Genomic DNA, 15,598 nt, shown 5'->3' with positions numbered 1-15,598 from the left:
AAATGAATCGGCCCGCGCAACCCGTGCTGACGGTTCGGTCCAACCGATCCCAGGGCAGCTTCGCCCCCGGCGGCGACGTGGTAGTCGGTAGCGACCTGCGCGCCGACCTGCGGGTGGCCCATCCGCTCGTCGCCCGCGCGCACGTGCTGTTGCGCTTCGACCAGGGCCGCTGGGTGGCGGTGGACAACAACTCGCTCAACGGTGTGTTCGTCAACGGCCAGCGCGTGCCCAACGTCGACATTCAGGACGGGCAGAGCATCAACATCGGCAAGCCCGACGGACCGCGGATCACCTTCGAGGTCGGACACCACCGGGGCAGCGTCGGCTCGCTACCACGGACGACGCAGGTGATCCCGACGATCGCGCCACCCGAGGGGCCACCGTCGGGTGCCATTCGCAGCCCGGCGTCGCGCTCGCAGCCCGTGCCCCGCCAATCACCCGCGGCGCGCCGCTATCTGCCCGGCTCGCCGCAGCCGGTTCCGATCGTCGCGCCCAAAGCACAGACACAGCAGGTGCCACCCGCGGCCGCGTCCGGGCCCGACGCCCCGACCAGAACGATCAAACCCCTGGGACCCGAATCGGGGGCGGCACCGGTCGCCGGCGCCGCGCGGATCGGCCGCGCGATCGACAACGACATCGTCATCCACGACGTGCTGGCGTCGCGCTACCACGCGTTCCTGGCCCCGACGCCGCTCGGCACCGAGATCCGCGACGCCCACAGCATCAACGGGACGTTCGTCAACGGGCTCCGGGTCGGGTCCGCGCTGCTGTCCGAGGGCGACGTCGTCACGATCGGCAACGTCGACCTGGTCTTCACCGGCGGCGTCCTGCTGCGCCGCCAGGAGGCAGCGACGCGCACCGGCGGCCTTGAGGTCCGCCACGTCGACTTCAGCGTCGACGGCAAGAACCTGCTCGAGAAGATCTCGATGACGGCCAGGCCCGGCACGCTGACCGCCATCATCGGCGGCTCCGGCGCCGGCAAGAGCACGCTGTCGCGGCTGATTGCCGGCTACGCCACCCCGACGGCCGGCACGGTCACCTTCGAGGGCCACAACATCCACACCGCCTACGCCACGCTGCGGACCAGGATCGGGATGGTGCCCCAGGACGACGTCGTGCACCGCCAGCTGACCGTCAACCAGGCGCTCGGCTACGCCGCCGAGCTGCGCCTGCCACCGGACACCAGCAAGGCCGACCGCGAAGAGGTCGTCGCGCAGGTCCTCGACGAGCTGGGGCTGACCCAGCACGCGGACACCCGGGTCGACAAGCTCTCCGGCGGCCAGCGCAAACGCGCCTCTGTCGCGCTCGAGTTGCTCACCGGGCCGTCGCTGCTGATCCTCGACGAACCGACCTCGGGCCTGGACCCCGCACTGGACCTGCAAGTCATGACGATGCTGCGGCAACTCGCCGATGCCGGCCGCGTGGTGTTGGTGGTCACCCACTCGCTGACGTATCTGGACATCTGCGATCAGGTGCTGCTGATGGCCCCCGGCGGCAAGACCGCGTTCCTGGGCGCACCCGACCAGATCGGTGAAGTCATGGGGACCACCAACTGGGCCCACATCTTCGCGAAGGTGGGCGCCGACCCGGACGAGGCCAACCGCCGGTTCCTGGCCCAGAACAAACCCCCGCCGCCCCCGGAGGCCGAAGCGCCCGCGGCCGAACTGGGCGACGCGGCGCACACCAGCGTGCGTCGACAGTTCTCCACGATCGCGCGGCGCCAGGTTCGCCTGATCGTCTCCGACCGTGCATATTTCGTGTTCCTGGCGCTGTTGCCGTTCGTCATGGGTGCGCTGTCACTGACCGTTCCCGGCGACACCGGTTTCGGCATCGCCGACCCGACGAGTGCCTCCGCCGGCGAGGCCGCGACGATCTTGATGCTGCTGACCATGGCCGCCGCCTTCATGGGCACCGCACTGACGCTGCGTGACCTCATCGGCGAGCGCGCCATCTTCCGGCGAGAGCAGGCGGTCGGTCTGTCGACCGGGGCCTATCTGGGCGCGAAGGTCGTCGTGTTCTGCGTGTTCGCCATCGTCCAGGCGGTGATCGCGACCACCATCGTGATAGTGGGCAAGGGCGCGCCGACGCGGCCGGCCGTGCTGCTCGGCCACTCTACTTCCGCAGCCACCTTCGAGCTGTACGTCACCGTCGCGGCGACCTGCGTGGCCTCGGCGATGCTCGGCCTGCTGCTGTCGTCGCTGGCTCGCTCCAATGAGCAGATCATGCCGCTGCTGGTGGTGTCGTTGATGATGCAGATGGTGCTGTCCGGCGGCATGGTTCCCATCACGAACCGGATCTTTCTCGATCAGCTGTCCTGGGTGGTGCCCTCGCGGTGGGGATATGCGGCGTCGGGATCGACGGTGGATTTGTGGACGGTGGCACCCGGCCCGCAGAGTCCCCGTGACCGCCACTTCCAGCACACGTCCGGCACCTGGCTTTTCGATATGGCCATGCTCGCGGCATTGTCGGTGTTCTACACCGGCGTCGTGTGGTGGCGCATGCGGCTCAAGCGATAGCGCCTCAAGCGATAGCCCCTCACGCGATAGCGGCTCAAGCGATTGCGTCTCAGGCGTCCGGGCCGCCGTCCAACCGCAGCCCATGGGCGGCCGCGAAGGCGACGGCCTGGCCGACGTCGACGCGCGCACCGATCAGCGTGGCGGTTCGCCACAACGACGGGTCGACGGTCGCGCCGCGCAGGTCGGCGTCGTCGAGCCGGGTGCCGACGGTCCGCGCACCGGACAGGTCGGCGCCACGCAGCACGGCCTTGCGCAGGTCGGTTTCCACCAGGCTGGTCTCGCGCAGCCGGCAGCCGCTCAGCTCGACACCGCGCAGGTCGTTGCCGCCGAGCACCGCGAGCGTGAAGTCCACCTCGTCGAAGGTCGTGGGCCGCAGCCGGCATTGCACAAAGACCGAACCCAGCATGCTGCACTGCGCAAACGTGCTGTGCCACAACAGCGTTCGCTCGAATGTGCAGTTGCGAAAAGCGGATCCGAGGTGCTGCGATTCGGCCAGGTTGGCGCCGTTGAAATTGCATTCGGTGAACACGGCACGTTCAGTGCGCAACCGGCTGAGGTCCTCGTCGCGAAAATCCCTGCCGTAAAACTCGCAATCGACCCAGTGCTGCAAAGCGGTCAGCTCGCGGCCAGCGTTTCCAGTGCGTACTCGCTGACCGCGATCAGCGCGTCGGTCGCCGATCTGCGATCCCGTGCGTCGACGGAGATGACCGGGATGTGGCGGGGCAGGGTCAGCGCTTCGCGCACCTCGTCGACGGGATAGCGTGGCGCGCCTTCGAATTCGTTGACCGCGATCAAGAAAGGCAGGTTGCGGTGCTCGAAGAAGTCGACCGCGGCGAAGCTGTCCTGCAGCCGTCGGCAGTCGACCAGGACGATCGCCCCGATGGCGCCGCGGACCAGGTCGTCCCACATGAACCAGAACCTGCGCTGGCCCGGGGTGCCGAACAGGTAGAGCACCAGGTCCTCTTCCAGGGTGATCCGGCCGAAGTCCATAGCGACCGTGGTGGTCCGCTTGTTGGGGGTCGCCTCGAGCATGTCGACGCCGGCCGAGGCGTCGGTGACCATCTCCTCGGTGCGCAGCGGCATGATCTCCGAAACCGCCCCGACGAACGTGGTCTTGCCGGCACCGAACCCACCCGCGATGACGATTTTCGTCGAGGCGGTGGCTCCTTCATCGGAGTGCGCATCGGGGTGCGGCTCAGAGTGCGCGTAGGGCACGCAGCGTCCTTCCTATGAGTTCGTGGCGCTCATCGCGGGTCGAACGCTCGGTCAACGTTCGATGCACTCGAACGTATTCGGAGAGCACCAGATCGCCGATCAAGACGCGCGTGACACCGACCGGCAAATCGAGCCGGGCCGAGATTTCCGCGACGGACGGGCTTTTGACGCACAGTTGGATGATTTTGCCTCTCGCATCGTTGGGCGGCCATCGGTGCGCCAGTCCGGCTTGTAACGCCTGAATCGGCGCTTCCAGCGGAAGGTCGACTTTGGTTCCGGTCCGTCCGGACGTCAGGGTGTAGGGACGGACGAGGCTCGCCTCACGTGAGGGCGGCCAGGACTCGCGTTTGTCCATCGCGACTCACGAGTGTGCAGCGGACCGGCGAGAGGACTGCACGACGCCGCCCACCCGTTCGACAAGGATGGCCATCTCGTAACCGATCTGACCGATGTCACACGACGTCACCGCCAGCGTGGCCAGGTGTGAGCCGTCGCCGACGCGCATCAGCAAGAGATAGCCGTTCTGCATCTCGACCACGGATTGCAGCACCTGCCCGCCCTCGAACAGCTGCGCGGCGCCGGTCGCGAGGCTCGCGAGCCCGGAGGCCACCGCGGCCAACTGGTCGGCCCGTTCGCGGGGCAGATGCTCGCTGGCGGCGATGGGCAGCCCGTCGACGGACACCAGCAGCGCGTGCGCCACCCCGGGGACCTCGCGGGCGAAGTTCGTCACCAACCAGTCCAGTGAGTTATCCGCTGACGTCATTCCTGATCGGGTCCTTGATTCGATTCGCGGGCATGGGAGCGTCCGGTGCGCACGCCGCCGAAATGGCTGCTGAAGGAGGCGCGAACCGCGTCGGGGTCGCGCACCGCCGCCGCGTGCTGCGGCCGCCGCTCGGACCGGCTGGAACCGGATCCGCCATTCGATCCTACGAGGGAGCCTTCTTCATCCTGGTCGGGGCCGTCCTCGTCGGGCCGGTCGTGCGCGGAGAGGCCGACACCGTTGGCCGCGCCGGGCACCAGCCGGGCGCCGGGCGTGCGCACCGGCAGGCCGTGCTCGGCGGTGTGCGACTCGACGGGCTTGTCCTCGGCCTCGGCGGCCAGCGACCAGCCACGGTCCCACACCGATTGCCAATCCAGGTCGGCGCTGTTGACCAGGTCGTGCGGGTCGCCCAGCATCTCCGAGAGCATCCGCCGGTAGATCACGTCGTCCTCGCTCGGGGTCTCCACGGCCTCCGGAGCCTCCGGCGCCTCGGGGATCGACGGGATCGATGCGATCGACGGGACGGACCGGATCGGGGTGACCGACGCGTCGGCTTCCTCGCTGACCGGCACGTCGGCGTCCGCGTTGGCCGGTTCGGCGGCCGGCGTCTCCGCGGGCTCTACGGCATCCCGGGACCGGGCGGCGAAGAATGCCGAGGTGTCCGAGACCGCCGTTGCGGGGGTTTCGGGCTCCGGGGGCGGCGCCGGTTTCGGCTCGGGCTGCTTCTGGGTCTCCCACCAGGGCGTGGCCAGCTCGCGCCGGTGCCGGCGCGGCCGCGCGGGTTCTTGGGCGGGCACTTCGGTGATGCCGCTGGAACCCGGGTCGCGGCGCGGCAACAGGGTGATCGGCGGAACCGGCGTTTGGGAAGCCGGTGGGGCAGCCGTGTGAGCACCGTTGTGGGTGGACGACGCGGACGACGTGGCCACGTCGGCGTCCCGCAGGGCGGCCTCGCCGCCGGGGTCCGTCGTCGCCATCGCGTTGGCGAGTTGGGTGCTCGGCGAGGACACGCCCCGTGCCCGTGCCCGCGCCGCCGCCGCCCGCGAGGCGGCGCCCACGAGCACCGTCGCCGGTAGGTAGATCTCGGCCGTCGTACCGGTGGCCGCCTCGTTGGGGCCCGGACCGCGCAGCCCGACGCGGATACCGTGCCGGGCGGCGATCCGGCCGACCACGAAAAGCCCCATGTGGCGGGCATTGTCGGGGGTGACCTCGCCGCCGGCCTGCAGCCGCATGTTGGCGATGCGCCGATCCGCGTCGTTCATGCCCAAGCCGGCGTCGGCGATCCGCACCAGCACCCCGCCGTCGCCGCCAGGCGCCCCGGAGATCCGCACGGACGTCGTCGGCGGCGAGTAGCGCAGGGCGTTGTCGATCAGCTCGGCGAACAGATGGATGGCACCACCGGCGGCCGCACCAATCAGCGTGGACTCGGGTACCCGGGCGATTTCGACGCGGCGGTAGTCCTCGACCTCGGAGACGGCGGCATTGATCACCGTCGCGAGCGGCACCGGCTCGCGCTGGTCGCGCGCCAGCTGCGCGCCCGCCAGCACCAGCAGGTTGGCACTGTTGCGGCGCAGCCGGGCCGCCAGGTGGTCCAGCCGGAAGAGGCTGTCCAGGCGGTCGGGATCCTCCTCGTTGCGTTCCAGCCGGTCGATGAGCTGCAGCTGCTGGTCGACCAGCGACCGGCTGCGCCGCGACATCGTCTCGAACATGTCGTTGACGAGCAGCCGCAGCCGCGCCTCGTCGCCGGCGAGCAGCAGGGCCTGGGTGTGCAGTTCGTCGACGGCGTGGGCAACCTGGCCGATTTCCTCGGTGGTGTACACCGGCAACGGCTGCGGAATCGGCTCGGCGCCACCGCCTTTGACCAGCGCGACCTCTTCCTCGAGGTCGGTGTGCGCGACTTTGAGCGCGGCGTCGCGCAGCACCCGCAGCGGCACGACGAGCGCGCGCGCCACCAGCAAGACGATCGCCAGAGCGACCACGATGGCGGCCAGCACCAGGATGCTGTCGAGGATGGCGGCGCGGCGGCGGTCGTCGGCCTGGGCGTGCACCGACTTGGTCACCGACGCGGTGGCGTCCTTGATGACCTGTTCGGCGATCCCGTCGGTGGTCCGTATCGAGCGCAGCAGCTCGGGATTGTCGACGAGCGGGCTGGCCGGGTCCGACATCATCGCCATCCGGGTCACCATCTGCTGCTGCAGGGTCTTGGCTTCGGGCGAGCCCGCGCCCAGCACTTCGCTCATCCCGAACAGCGTCGACGGCTCGGTACCGGCCAGCGTGATCATCGAGGTGCGCAGTTGCGGCTCGGGCAGGTCCGCGCCCCGGGTCACCAGGATCTCCTGCATCGTCATCTGTCCGCGGGCCCCGACCGCGCGGCTCAGCCCCTGCGCCTCGGCGCGGATCTTCTCGTCGTCGACCCGGACCGACGCGTTGATGACGTCTTCGGCCGTCAACAGCAGCGGCGCATAGGTCGTCACCCGCTCCCGCAAACCGATGCTGTTGTCGGCCACCTTGCTCAACAGCGCCTGCCCCCCGTTGAGCAGGTTGGTCACCGCCGACCGGACGTCGGGGGTCACGTCGGTGTCGGCCAGCCGCGCCGCCAGCTCGCCCTTGCGGGCCTCGAAGTTCTTCTTCGCGCCTTCCTGGTCGCGGTTGGCGGAGCTCGCCATCAGCGCCACGTCGAGCGCGGACATGTACTTGGTGATCGCCGGTAGGACGTCGGCACGGGCCGCGGCCAGCCGCAGGCCGCTGGAGTTGGCCATGGCGGCGTTCACGCGCAACGCGGCGAAAAGCGACGCCAAAACCAGCGGGACCAGCACGATCGCGAGGACTTTCCACCGCACCGGCCAGTTGGTCAGCGACCAGGCCGGCGGACGCTTGACCGGCGCCGGGGCGGCGGGGGCATCGGCGAACTCGGGGGGAACCGCCTCAACCGAGTCGGCCGGGCGGGCGAACATGGTCACGCGGTCGCGGCCGCGTGACGGGCCGCTGCGCTGGCATTCAGCGCTGAACAAAAGAGCCTCATGAAACTTCCTGCTTTATTCGCACCCACCCCGCGCAGAAAGGCGCGAGCGGAAAACGCCTGGCAATCCGACGAGTATGACAGCCCAAGCCTCAGGTCACCAGAATTGCTACTGAGCAGACAGAGCCCTTCAAGGTTTCTGCCTACACCGACGAGCAAATCTGGCAAACACGGCGGGTCACCGGTGTGGACGGTTTTGCAATGATCGGCAGATGTTTCGGCTGCTGTTCTATAGCCCGCGCATCGCCCCCAACACCGGCAATGCCATCAGGACGGCGGCCGCCACCGGCGCCGAATTGCACCTGGTCGAGCCGCTGGGTTTCGATCTGTCCGAGCCCAAGCTGCGGCGGGCCGGGCTGGACTACCACGACCTTGCGTCGGTCACCGTGCACCCGTCGCTGCCGGCGGCGTGGAACGCGCTGTCGCCGGCGCGGGTGGTGGCGTTCACCGCGCACGCGAACACCTCGTTCGCCGACATCAGTTACCGGGCCGGCGACGTGCTGATGTTCGGGCCGGAACCCGACGGGCTGGACGCGGCGACCCTGGCCGACCCCCACGTCACTCAGCAGGTGCGCATCCCCATGCTGGCCGGCCGGCGCTCCCTGAACCTTGCCAACGCTGCGGCGATCGCCGTGTACGAGGCCTGGCGCCAGCACGGCTATTCGGGCGCGGTCTAGCCGCGGTCGATCAGCCGGTGCGTTTGCGCGGGGCGGCCGAACGGGGTGGCCGATCACGCATGTGGTCGCGGACGCGACTCATCAGGTCGCCGAGGGTCTGGGCGTCCTGATCAGAAAGTGCGCCGTACAGCAGGTCGCGTACGACCTGGATGTGGCCGGGTAAGACCTTGGCGACACGGGCTCGGCCCGCCTCAGTGATGTCGACTACCGTGGCGCGCTTGTCATCGGTACTGCCTTCGCGGGTGATAAGGCCCGCTTTTTCCAATAGGCCGGCCTGATGGGTCAGGCCGCTGCGGCTGTAGACCACACCGTCGGCGAGCTCGGTCATGGTGAGCGGGCGGCCGGCGTCGACCAGTTTGGCCAAGACCTCGAACTGCACATAGCTGAGGCCGCCCTCGGCCTGCAGCTGTTGGCGCACGGCGTACTGGAGCAAGCTGTTCGCCTCGGTCAGGGCGAAGTAAGTGCGCAACTGCACGGGCTTGAGGCCTTCGGCCATTCCGCCATCTTAATGTTTCAACATCGAAGCAATGAGACGACCGTCACAGCCGTCCTCGGAATTGCTTCGATATTGAAGCAAGTTACTCCAGGCATAACTGCTTCAACATCGAAGCAATCAAGGAAGGAGAAAGTCATGAAGGCTGTGCGATACCACCGTTACGGCGATAGCGACGTTCTGCGGTACGAGGAGGCGCCGCGACCGGTGCCGGGCCCGCGGCAGGTGCTGGTGAAGGTGGCCGCCACCTCGTTCAACCCGGTGGATGCCGGCATGCGCGGCGGCTACCTGGCCGAGGCGTACGAAATCAGCTTCCCGCACATCCCCGGCGTCGACGTAGCGGGCACGATCGCCGAACTCGGTGACGGGGTTCAGGGATGGAATGTCGGCGATGCGGTGGTGGCGTTTCTGCCGCTGGATGCCGATGGCGCCGCCGCGGAGTACGCGATAGCGCCGGCCGAGTCGCTGGCCGCCGCACCGCAGTCGGTGGATCTAACGGACGCGGCTGCACTGCCGGAGCCCGCATTGACGGCGTGGCAGGCCCTGTTCGAGATCGCCGGCTTGACGGCCGGCCAGACAATCCTGATCAACGGCGCGTCAGGCGCGGTCGGCGGCTATGCGATTCAGTTAGCCAAGCAGGCCGGTGCCGTCGTGACCGCGACCGCCAAGGCGCGTGACGCCGAGCGTCTGCGCGGCTTGGGCGCCGACCGGATCGTCGATTACATCGACTACACGCGCTCGCCGATCGACGTCGATGGTGCACCGTTCGACGTGGTGCTCAACCTGGTCAGCACCTCCGACGAGCAGACCAAAGCCCTCATCGGCGTCGTCGCCGACGGCGGCTGCCACGTAGGCACCATGACGTCCGGCCCGGAAAACCCCGGCCGCCGGGTCCGCACGCAACGGGTCTTTGTCCGCAGTGATGCCGCGCAGCTGGCCGGGCTCGTCAGCCGCGTCGACGCCGGGCAACTGCGCATCGAAGTCGCCGACCGGCGCCCGCTCGACCAGGCCGCGGCCGTCCATACCGACTCCGACGCCGGCCGCCTGCACGGGAAGACCATCCTCCTGCCGGTCGACCCGTAACCCGGGTACGACCGCGTGAGCGACGACTGCCGCAAGGCCGCCCACGCGCGCGGGATCGTCGAGGTGTGGCCGCTGACGACCTAGCGGCTACCAGGTGTTCCAGTGCGTGAGGCTCTCGGCGGGCAACCGCTTGGCCCGCCGGAAGTCGGTGCCTTTGGTGTAGGCGATCGGGAACAGCCCGCCCTGGCTGTACTCGTCGTAGGGAATGCCGAGCACCTCGGCGGCCTGCTTTTCGCCGTCGCGCAGTAGGTGCAGCGTCGTCCAGCAGGAGCCCAGGCCGCGGGAACGCAGCCCCAGGCAGAAGCTCCACACCGCGGGAAATAGCGACGCCCAGAACGACACGCCGCCCAGCGGCGTCTTGTCCTCGCGGCCTTGGATGCAGGGAATCATTAGCACCGGCGCCTCGTGCATGTGCTCGGCGAGATAGGTCGCGGAATCCCGGACCTTGCCCATCCGCTCGCCGCGGGTGTCCCCCTCGGCGTACTCGGGCGACGGCGCGAGGCGAGGTAGCCGCGGGCATTGTTCAGGTAGATGTCGCCGATCGCCTTCTTCTTCTCGGCGTCCTCGACGAAGACCCACTGCCAGCCCTGCGAGTTGGACCCGGTTGGCGCCTGCAGCGCCAAGTCGAGGCATTCCATCAACACTTCGCGGGATACCGGCTTGGCGAAATCGAGGCGCTTGCGGACCGAGCGGGTGGTGGTGAGAACGTCGTCGACGGACAAGTTGAGGGTCATGTGTGGAGACTACCTGCGGGCTAGATTCGTGCCATGAGCGTCGAACTGACACAAGAGGTTTCCGGCAGGCTTATGTCCGACCACTATGGGTGGCTGACCACCGTCGCAAAATCGGGGCAACCGGTCCCGCGGTTGATCTGGTTCTACTTCGACGGGGCCAGACTGACGGTGTACTCCATGCCGCAGGCGGCCAAGGTGGCGCACATCAAATCCCACCCCAAGGTGAGCGTCAATCTGGATTCCGACGGCAACGGCGGCGGCATCATCGTGGTCGGCGGGGTCGCCGCGGTGGACGCCACCGACGTCGACTGCCGCGACGACGAGCCCTACTGGGCGAAGTACAGCGAGGAGGCCGCGAAGTTCGGCCTGACCGAGGCGATGGGTTCCTACAGCACCCGGCTGTCGATCACCCCGACCAAGGTATGGACGACGCCAACCGGATAGCCCACCGCTTACCGGTCGTCAGCGGAAGTCACGCGAGCGCGAGCCGACCGCCAAGGTGATGCGGCCCAACCGCTCGGCCACGACAGTGACTGCGCCGCTGGCATTTTGGACCTGACCGCGGACCAGCAGCGCCGGCGCCGTGTTGGCCAGCTTGCGGTGCCGGGCCCACACTCCCGGCGTGCAGAGCACGTTGACCATCCCGGTCTCGTCCTCGAGATTGAGGAAGGTCACCCCTTGGGCCGTCGCGGGTCGCTGCCGGTGGGTCACCGCGCCGGCGATCAGCACGCGGTCGCCGTCGGGCACGCTCAGCAGCTTCTCGGCGGGAACCACGCCCAACGCGTCGAGGTCGTCGCGCAGGAACTGCGTCGGATAGCTGTCCGGCGAGATCCCGGTGGCCCACACGTCGGCGGCGGCCAGTTCCAGCTCGCTCATCCCCGGCAGCGCCGGAATGTGCGACGACGATCCCACGCCGGGTAACCGGTCGGGCCGCTGAGTGGCCGCCGCCCCGGCCGCCCACAAACCCTCGCGGCGGGACATCTCGAAGCACGCGAAAGCCCCGGCGGTCGCCAGCGCTTCGGTCTGCGGCACGGATAGCTGTAGCCGGGCGGTCAGATCCAGCAGAGAAGCGAACGGGCCGTGGGCTTTTCGCTCCTCGACCAGCTGTTCGGCGAGATCGTCGCCGATATGACGGACGGCGCCCAGACCCAGCCGCACCTCCGTGCCGGCGTTCTCGAGAGTGGCGTGCGCCAGGCTGGCGTTGACACACGGACCGTGCACCACCACCCCGTGCCTGCGCGCATCGGCCACCAGCGACTGCGGGGAATAAAAACCCATCGGCTGTGCGCGCAGCAGCGCGGCACAGAACGCCGCCGGGTGGTGCAGCTTGAACCACGACGAGTAGAACACCAGCGACGCGAAGGACAGCGCGTGACTTTCCGGGAAGCCGAAATTGGCGAATGCCTCTAGCTTTTCGTAGGTTCGCTCGATCACTTCGTCGGTGGCGCCGTGCAGCGCGCGCATGCCGTCGTAGAACCGGCCGCGCAGGCGTCGCATGCGCTCGGCCGAACGCTTGGATCCCATGGCGCGCCGCAGCTGGTCGGCCTCGGCGGCCGAGAAGCCGGCGCAGTCGACCGCCAGCTGCATCAGCTGCTCTTGAAAGAGCGGAACTCCCAGCGTCTTTCGCAGCGCCGGTTCCATGGAGGGGTGGTCGTAGACGACCGGGTCGATGCCGTTGCGCCGCCGGATGTAAGGGTGTACCGACCCGCCCTGGATGGGCCCGGGACGGATCAGCGCCACCTCCACCACCAGGTCGTAGAACTCCCGGGGCCGCAGCCGCGGCAACGTGGCCATCTGCGCCCGCGACTCCACCTGGAACACGCCGACGGAATCGGCGCGCGCCAGCATCTCGTACACCGCCGGTTCGGACAGATCGAGCCTGGCCAGGTCGACCTCGATGCCCTCGTGTTCGGCCACCAGGTCCTTCGCATAGTGCAGCGCCGAGAGCATGCCCAGCCCGAGCAGGTCGAACTTCACCAAACCGATTGCCGCGCAGTCGTCTTTGTCCCATTGCAGAACGCTGCGGTTCTCCATGCGGGCCCACTCCACCGGGCACACGTCGGCGATCGGGCGGTCGCAGATCACCATCCCCCCGGAGTGGATGCCCATGTGCCGCGGCAGGTTCCGGATCTGGGTGGCAAGGTCGATCACCCGCTCGGGAATGTCTTCGATGTCCGGCGAGTCGGCTAACCCGTTCCAGCTGCTGACCTGCTTGCTCCACGCGTCCTGCTGCCCCTGCGAGAAGCCCAGGGCGCGGGCCATGTCGCGCACCGCGATTCGCCCCCGGTAGGTGATGACGTTGGCGACCTGTGCGGCGTAGTCCCGGCCGTATTTGTCGTAGACGTACTGGATGGCCTTTTCGCGCTGGTCGGATTCGATGTCCATGTCGATGTCGGGCGGACCGTCACGGGCGGGCGACAGGAAGCGCTCGAACAACAGCTCGTTGGTCACCGGGTCCACGGCGGTGACGCCGAGGGCATAACAGACCGCGGAGTTGGCCGCCGATCCCCTGCCCTGGCACAGGATGTTGTTGTCCCGGCAGAACCGGGCGATGTCGTGTACCACCAGGAAGTATCCCGGAAACTGCAGTTGCGCAATGACTTTCAGCTCATGCTCGATCTGGGAGTAGGCCCGCGGCGCGGCCTCGGCCGGTCCGTAACGATCGCGCGCCCCGGCCATCACCAGCTGCCGCAGCCAGCTGTCCTCGGTGTGCCCGTCGGGCACGTCGAACGGCGGCAGCTGCGGGGCGATGAGCGCCAGCCCGAACGCGCACTGCTCGCCAAGCTCGGCCGCGGCGGTCACCGCCTCGGGCCGCTGGGCGAACAGCCGGGCCATCTCCTCGCCGGAGCGCAGATGCGAACCGCCCAGCGGCGCCAGCCATCCGGCGGCGGAATCCAGCGACTGCCGGGCCCGGATCGCCCCCATCGCCATGGCCAGTCGGCGCCGCGACGGCCCCGCGAAGTGCGCGCCGGTGGTGGCGACGACACCGACACCGAACCGCGGCGCGAGGGCGGCCAGCGCCTCGTTGCGTTCGTCGTCGAGCGGATGACCGTGATGGGTCAACTCGATGCTGACCCGCGCGGCGCCGAACCGGTCCACCAGGTCGGCCAGCGCGCGGGCCGCCGCGTCCGGACCGCCGTCGGAAAGCGCTTGGCGCACATGGCCTTTGCGGCACCCGGTCAGGATGTGCCAGTGCCCGCCCGCTGCCTCGGTCAGCGCATCGAAGTCGTAGCGCAGCTTGCCCTTCTCACCGCCGGCCAGATGCGCCGCGGCCAGCTGCCGCGACAGCCGGCGGTAGCCTTCCGGGCCACGGGCCAGCACCAGCAGATGCGGGCCGGGCGGATCGGGCTCCTCGGTGCGGGCGACGGGCGCGAAAGACAGTTCGGCGCCGAAGACGGTACGCACGTCGAGTTCCGCGGCCGCTTCGGCGAACCGCACCGCCCCGTAGAGCCCGTTGTGGTCGGTCAATGCCAGAGCGCGCAGATCCAGTCGGGCCGCCTCCTCGACCAGCTCCTCCGGAGTGCTGGCCCCGTCGAGGAAGCTGTACGCCGAATGCGCGTGCAGCTCGGCGTAGGCGACGGACGAGCGGACCCTCCGGTTGTCGTCCGGCGGCTCATACGCCCCGCGCTTGCGCGAGGTGGGGACGTCTCCCCCGGCTTCGAAAGCCGGGGCGACCGGGGCCGGGCCCCCCGCACGGCGCGGCTTGCCATCGAGCACCCGCTCCATTTCCGACCAGCTTGGCGGCCCGTTGAACCAGCCCACGCCTCGAGTATATCGAATGTATGTTCGATTCCGCGTGCTGACCCTTGGCCGCGTCGATCACCGTGAGAAGGTTGGTCGTGCGCAAGTTGGGGCCGGTCATCATCGACCCGCGCCGCCATGACGCGGTGCTGTTCGACCTCGACGCGGTGGTGACGGCCGAGGGCGGCGCGGCCGACTCGGCGGTGACGCTGATCCGGCTGCTGCACGAGATCGGTGCCCGCACCGCCATTTTTACCCACGACCCCGCCCGCCGAGACGCGCTGGCTAAGGCCGGCGATCTGGGTGACGTACACGTGGGCGGCCCCGTCGAGACGGCCGGCGAGCTGGGTGCGCGACCCGGTCGGTGCGTCGTCGTCGCGCACGACGCAGCCGGAGTCACGGCCGGGCGCGACGGTGGATTCGCGTTGGTCATCGGGGTCGACCCCACGGGTCACCGCGACGAGCTGCGCGGGTTCGGCGCCGACGCGGTCGTCGCCGGGTTGCAGGAAGTGACCGTGCGGACCGGGGACCGACGGCTCTCGCAACTTCCGGACGCATTGCAGTCCCTCGGCCTGGCCGCGGGCCTGACCGCCCGGCAGCCGGCGGTGTTCTTCGACTTCGACGGCACGCTGTCGGACATCGTCGACGATCCGGACACGGCCAGGCCGGCCGCCGGCGCGGCCGAGGCGCTGCGGAAATTGGCCGCGCACTGCCCGGTCGCGGTGCTGTCCGGCCGCGACCTCGCCGACGTCACCGAGCGGGTCGGCCTGCCCGGCATCTGGTATGCGGGCAGCCACGGTTTCGAGCTGACCGCACCCGACGGGACGCACCACCAAAACGACGCCGCGGCGGCGGCCATACCGGTGCTGGAGCGCGTCGCCGGCGAGCTGCGCGACCAGCTCGGGCCGATTCCCGGCGTTGTGGTGGAGCACAAGCGATTCGGTGTAGCCGTGCACTATCGCAATGCCGCCCGCGATCGCGTCGGCGAGGCGGCGGCGGCGGTGCGCGCGGCGGGTCAGCGTCATGCGCTTCGCGTCACCACCGGCCGCGAAGTCATCGAGTTGCGTCCGGATATCGACTGGGACAAGGGAAAAACCCTTCGGTGGGTGATCGACCACCTGCGCGATGCCGGCCCTCCGGCGGGCGCGAGCCTGACGCCCATCTACCTCGGCGACGACATCACCGACGAGGATGCGTTCGACGCGGTGCGCCACGACGGCGTCCCAATTGTGGTGCGGCACACCGACGATGGTGACCGTGCCACCGCGGCGCTGTTCGCGCTGGACAGCCCCGCGCGGGTCACCGAGTTCACCGACCGGCTGGCGCGTCAGCTAAGCGACGCGCACGTGGGCTAGCCGTCCAG

Annotated in this window: 12 protein-coding genes and 1 pseudogene; 5 read left to right on the top strand and 8 right to left on the bottom strand. The window is 69.1% G+C overall.

Annotation, left to right across the window (positions count from 1 at the left end; genetic code table 11):
- The first annotated feature begins 2 nt into the window (after positions 1-2).
- Entirely contained in the window at positions 3-2,516 is a 2,514-nt protein-coding gene (locus ACQI5H_RS03120; protein WP_427077937.1) for an ATP-binding cassette domain-containing protein, read from the top strand.
- A gap of 49 nt (positions 2,517-2,565) precedes the next feature.
- On the opposite strand, the gene ACQI5H_RS03115 is transcribed toward ACQI5H_RS03120, so the two are convergent.
- From ACQI5H_RS03115 to ACQI5H_RS03095, 5 genes are read right to left on the bottom strand one after another with little or no spacing between them, the layout of a single operon-like run.
- On the bottom strand, positions 2,566-3,126 hold the full coding sequence (locus ACQI5H_RS03115; RefSeq protein ID WP_427077936.1) for a pentapeptide repeat-containing protein: 561 nt from the start codon (positions 3,124-3,126) through the stop codon (positions 2,566-2,568).
- A gap of 5 nt (positions 3,127-3,131) precedes the next feature.
- Positions 3,132-3,731 carry a GTP-binding protein gene (locus tag ACQI5H_RS03110; protein WP_076122193.1) on the bottom strand — a complete coding sequence of 200 codons (600 nt, stop codon included), beginning with the start codon at positions 3,729-3,731 and terminating at the stop codon, positions 3,132-3,134.
- Positions 3,712-4,086: a DUF742 domain-containing protein gene (locus ACQI5H_RS03105; RefSeq protein ID WP_427077935.1), complete on the bottom strand. Its 375-nt coding sequence runs from the start codon at positions 4,084-4,086 to the stop codon at positions 3,712-3,714. Before ACQI5H_RS03105 ends, ACQI5H_RS03110 begins: the two co-directional genes overlap by 20 nt.
- Positions 4,087-4,092: 6 nt before the next feature.
- Complete coding sequence (locus ACQI5H_RS03100) at positions 4,093-4,494, bottom strand: serine protease inhibitor (protein WP_427077934.1); 402 nt, start codon at positions 4,492-4,494, stop codon at positions 4,093-4,095.
- The gene (locus tag ACQI5H_RS03095; RefSeq protein WP_427077933.1) at positions 4,491-7,442 is read right to left on the bottom strand and encodes an ATP-binding protein; all 2,952 of its coding nucleotides are present in this window, start codon (positions 7,440-7,442) and stop codon (positions 4,491-4,493) included. The genes ACQI5H_RS03100 and ACQI5H_RS03095 overlap by 4 nt, the downstream gene beginning before the upstream one ends.
- A gap of 277 nt (positions 7,443-7,719) precedes the next feature.
- On the opposite strand from ACQI5H_RS03095, the gene ACQI5H_RS03090 reads away from it, so the two are divergent.
- Positions 7,720-8,184, top strand: coding sequence for a tRNA (cytidine(34)-2'-O)-methyltransferase (locus ACQI5H_RS03090; RefSeq protein ID WP_427077932.1), 465 nt, complete (start codon positions 7,720-7,722; stop codon positions 8,182-8,184).
- A gap of 10 nt (positions 8,185-8,194) precedes the next feature.
- Here the strand turns inward: ACQI5H_RS03090 and ACQI5H_RS03085 are convergent, their stop codons facing one another.
- Positions 8,195-8,680 (bottom strand): MarR family winged helix-turn-helix transcriptional regulator, encoded by a 486-nt coding sequence (locus tag ACQI5H_RS03085; RefSeq protein ID WP_427077931.1) that lies wholly within the window; start codon positions 8,678-8,680, stop codon positions 8,195-8,197.
- 135 nt (positions 8,681-8,815) lie between these two features.
- Between ACQI5H_RS03085 and ACQI5H_RS03080 the strand changes: the two genes are divergently transcribed.
- Positions 8,816-9,760 carry an NADP-dependent oxidoreductase gene (locus tag ACQI5H_RS03080; RefSeq protein WP_427077930.1) on the top strand — a complete coding sequence of 315 codons (945 nt, stop codon included), beginning with the start codon at positions 8,816-8,818 and terminating at the stop codon, positions 9,758-9,760.
- An 87-nt stretch (positions 9,761-9,847) separates the two neighbouring features.
- Here ACQI5H_RS03080 and ACQI5H_RS03075 read toward each other — a convergent pair.
- Positions 9,848-10,494, bottom strand: a pseudogene (locus tag ACQI5H_RS03075) (nitroreductase family protein).
- Between the two features lie 33 nt (positions 10,495-10,527).
- Here ACQI5H_RS03075 and ACQI5H_RS03070 point away from each other — a divergent pair.
- The gene (locus tag ACQI5H_RS03070; protein WP_427077929.1) at positions 10,528-10,938 is read left to right on the top strand and encodes a TIGR03667 family PPOX class F420-dependent oxidoreductase; all 411 of its coding nucleotides are present in this window, start codon (positions 10,528-10,530) and stop codon (positions 10,936-10,938) included.
- 18 nt (positions 10,939-10,956) lie between these two features.
- Here ACQI5H_RS03070 and ACQI5H_RS03065 read toward each other — a convergent pair whose 3' ends face one another.
- Positions 10,957-14,256 carry an error-prone DNA polymerase gene (locus ACQI5H_RS03065; RefSeq protein ID WP_427077928.1) on the bottom strand — a complete coding sequence of 1,100 codons (3,300 nt, stop codon included), beginning with the start codon at positions 14,254-14,256 and terminating at the stop codon, positions 10,957-10,959.
- 77 nt (positions 14,257-14,333) lie between these two features.
- On the opposite strand from ACQI5H_RS03065, the gene otsB reads away from it, so the two are divergent.
- Positions 14,334-15,590 (top strand): trehalose-phosphatase, encoded by a 1,257-nt coding sequence (otsB, locus tag ACQI5H_RS03060; protein ID WP_427077927.1) that lies wholly within the window; start codon positions 14,334-14,336, stop codon positions 15,588-15,590.
- The last annotated feature ends 8 nt before the right edge of the window (positions 15,591-15,598 follow it).

This window comes from Mycobacterium heidelbergense (assembly GCF_050205645.1).
GTDB classification, from domain to species: domain Bacteria; phylum Actinomycetota; class Actinomycetes; order Mycobacteriales; family Mycobacteriaceae; genus Mycobacterium; species Mycobacterium heidelbergense_A.
Note: the sequence above shows the minus strand (reverse complement) of the source record. Positions and strands in the feature narration are given on the sequence as shown.

Bases quoted from the DNA above. Each gene is read 5' to 3' on its own strand.
- ACQI5H_RS03100 (WP_427077934.1), bottom strand. From the start codon at position 4,494: ATGACGTCAGCGGATAACTCACTGGACTGGTTGGTGACGAACTTCGCC.
- ACQI5H_RS03120 (WP_427077937.1), top strand. From the start codon at position 3: ATGAATCGGCCCGCGCAACCCGTGCTGACGGTTCGGTCCAACCGATCC.
- ACQI5H_RS03080 (WP_427077930.1), top strand. From the start codon at position 8,816: ATGAAGGCTGTGCGATACCACCGTTACGGCGATAGCGACGTTCTGCGG.
- ACQI5H_RS03095 (WP_427077933.1), bottom strand. From the start codon at position 7,442: ATGTTCGCCCGCCCGGCCGACTCGGTTGAGGCGGTTCCCCCCGAGTTC.
- ACQI5H_RS03105 (WP_427077935.1), bottom strand. From the start codon at position 4,086: ATGGACAAACGCGAGTCCTGGCCGCCCTCACGTGAGGCGAGCCTCGTC.
- ACQI5H_RS03070 (WP_427077929.1), top strand. From the start codon at position 10,528: ATGAGCGTCGAACTGACACAAGAGGTTTCCGGCAGGCTTATGTCCGAC.
- ACQI5H_RS03085 (WP_427077931.1), bottom strand. From the start codon at position 8,680: ATGGCCGAAGGCCTCAAGCCCGTGCAGTTGCGCACTTACTTCGCCCTG.
- ACQI5H_RS03090 (WP_427077932.1), top strand. From the start codon at position 7,720: ATGTTTCGGCTGCTGTTCTATAGCCCGCGCATCGCCCCCAACACCGGC.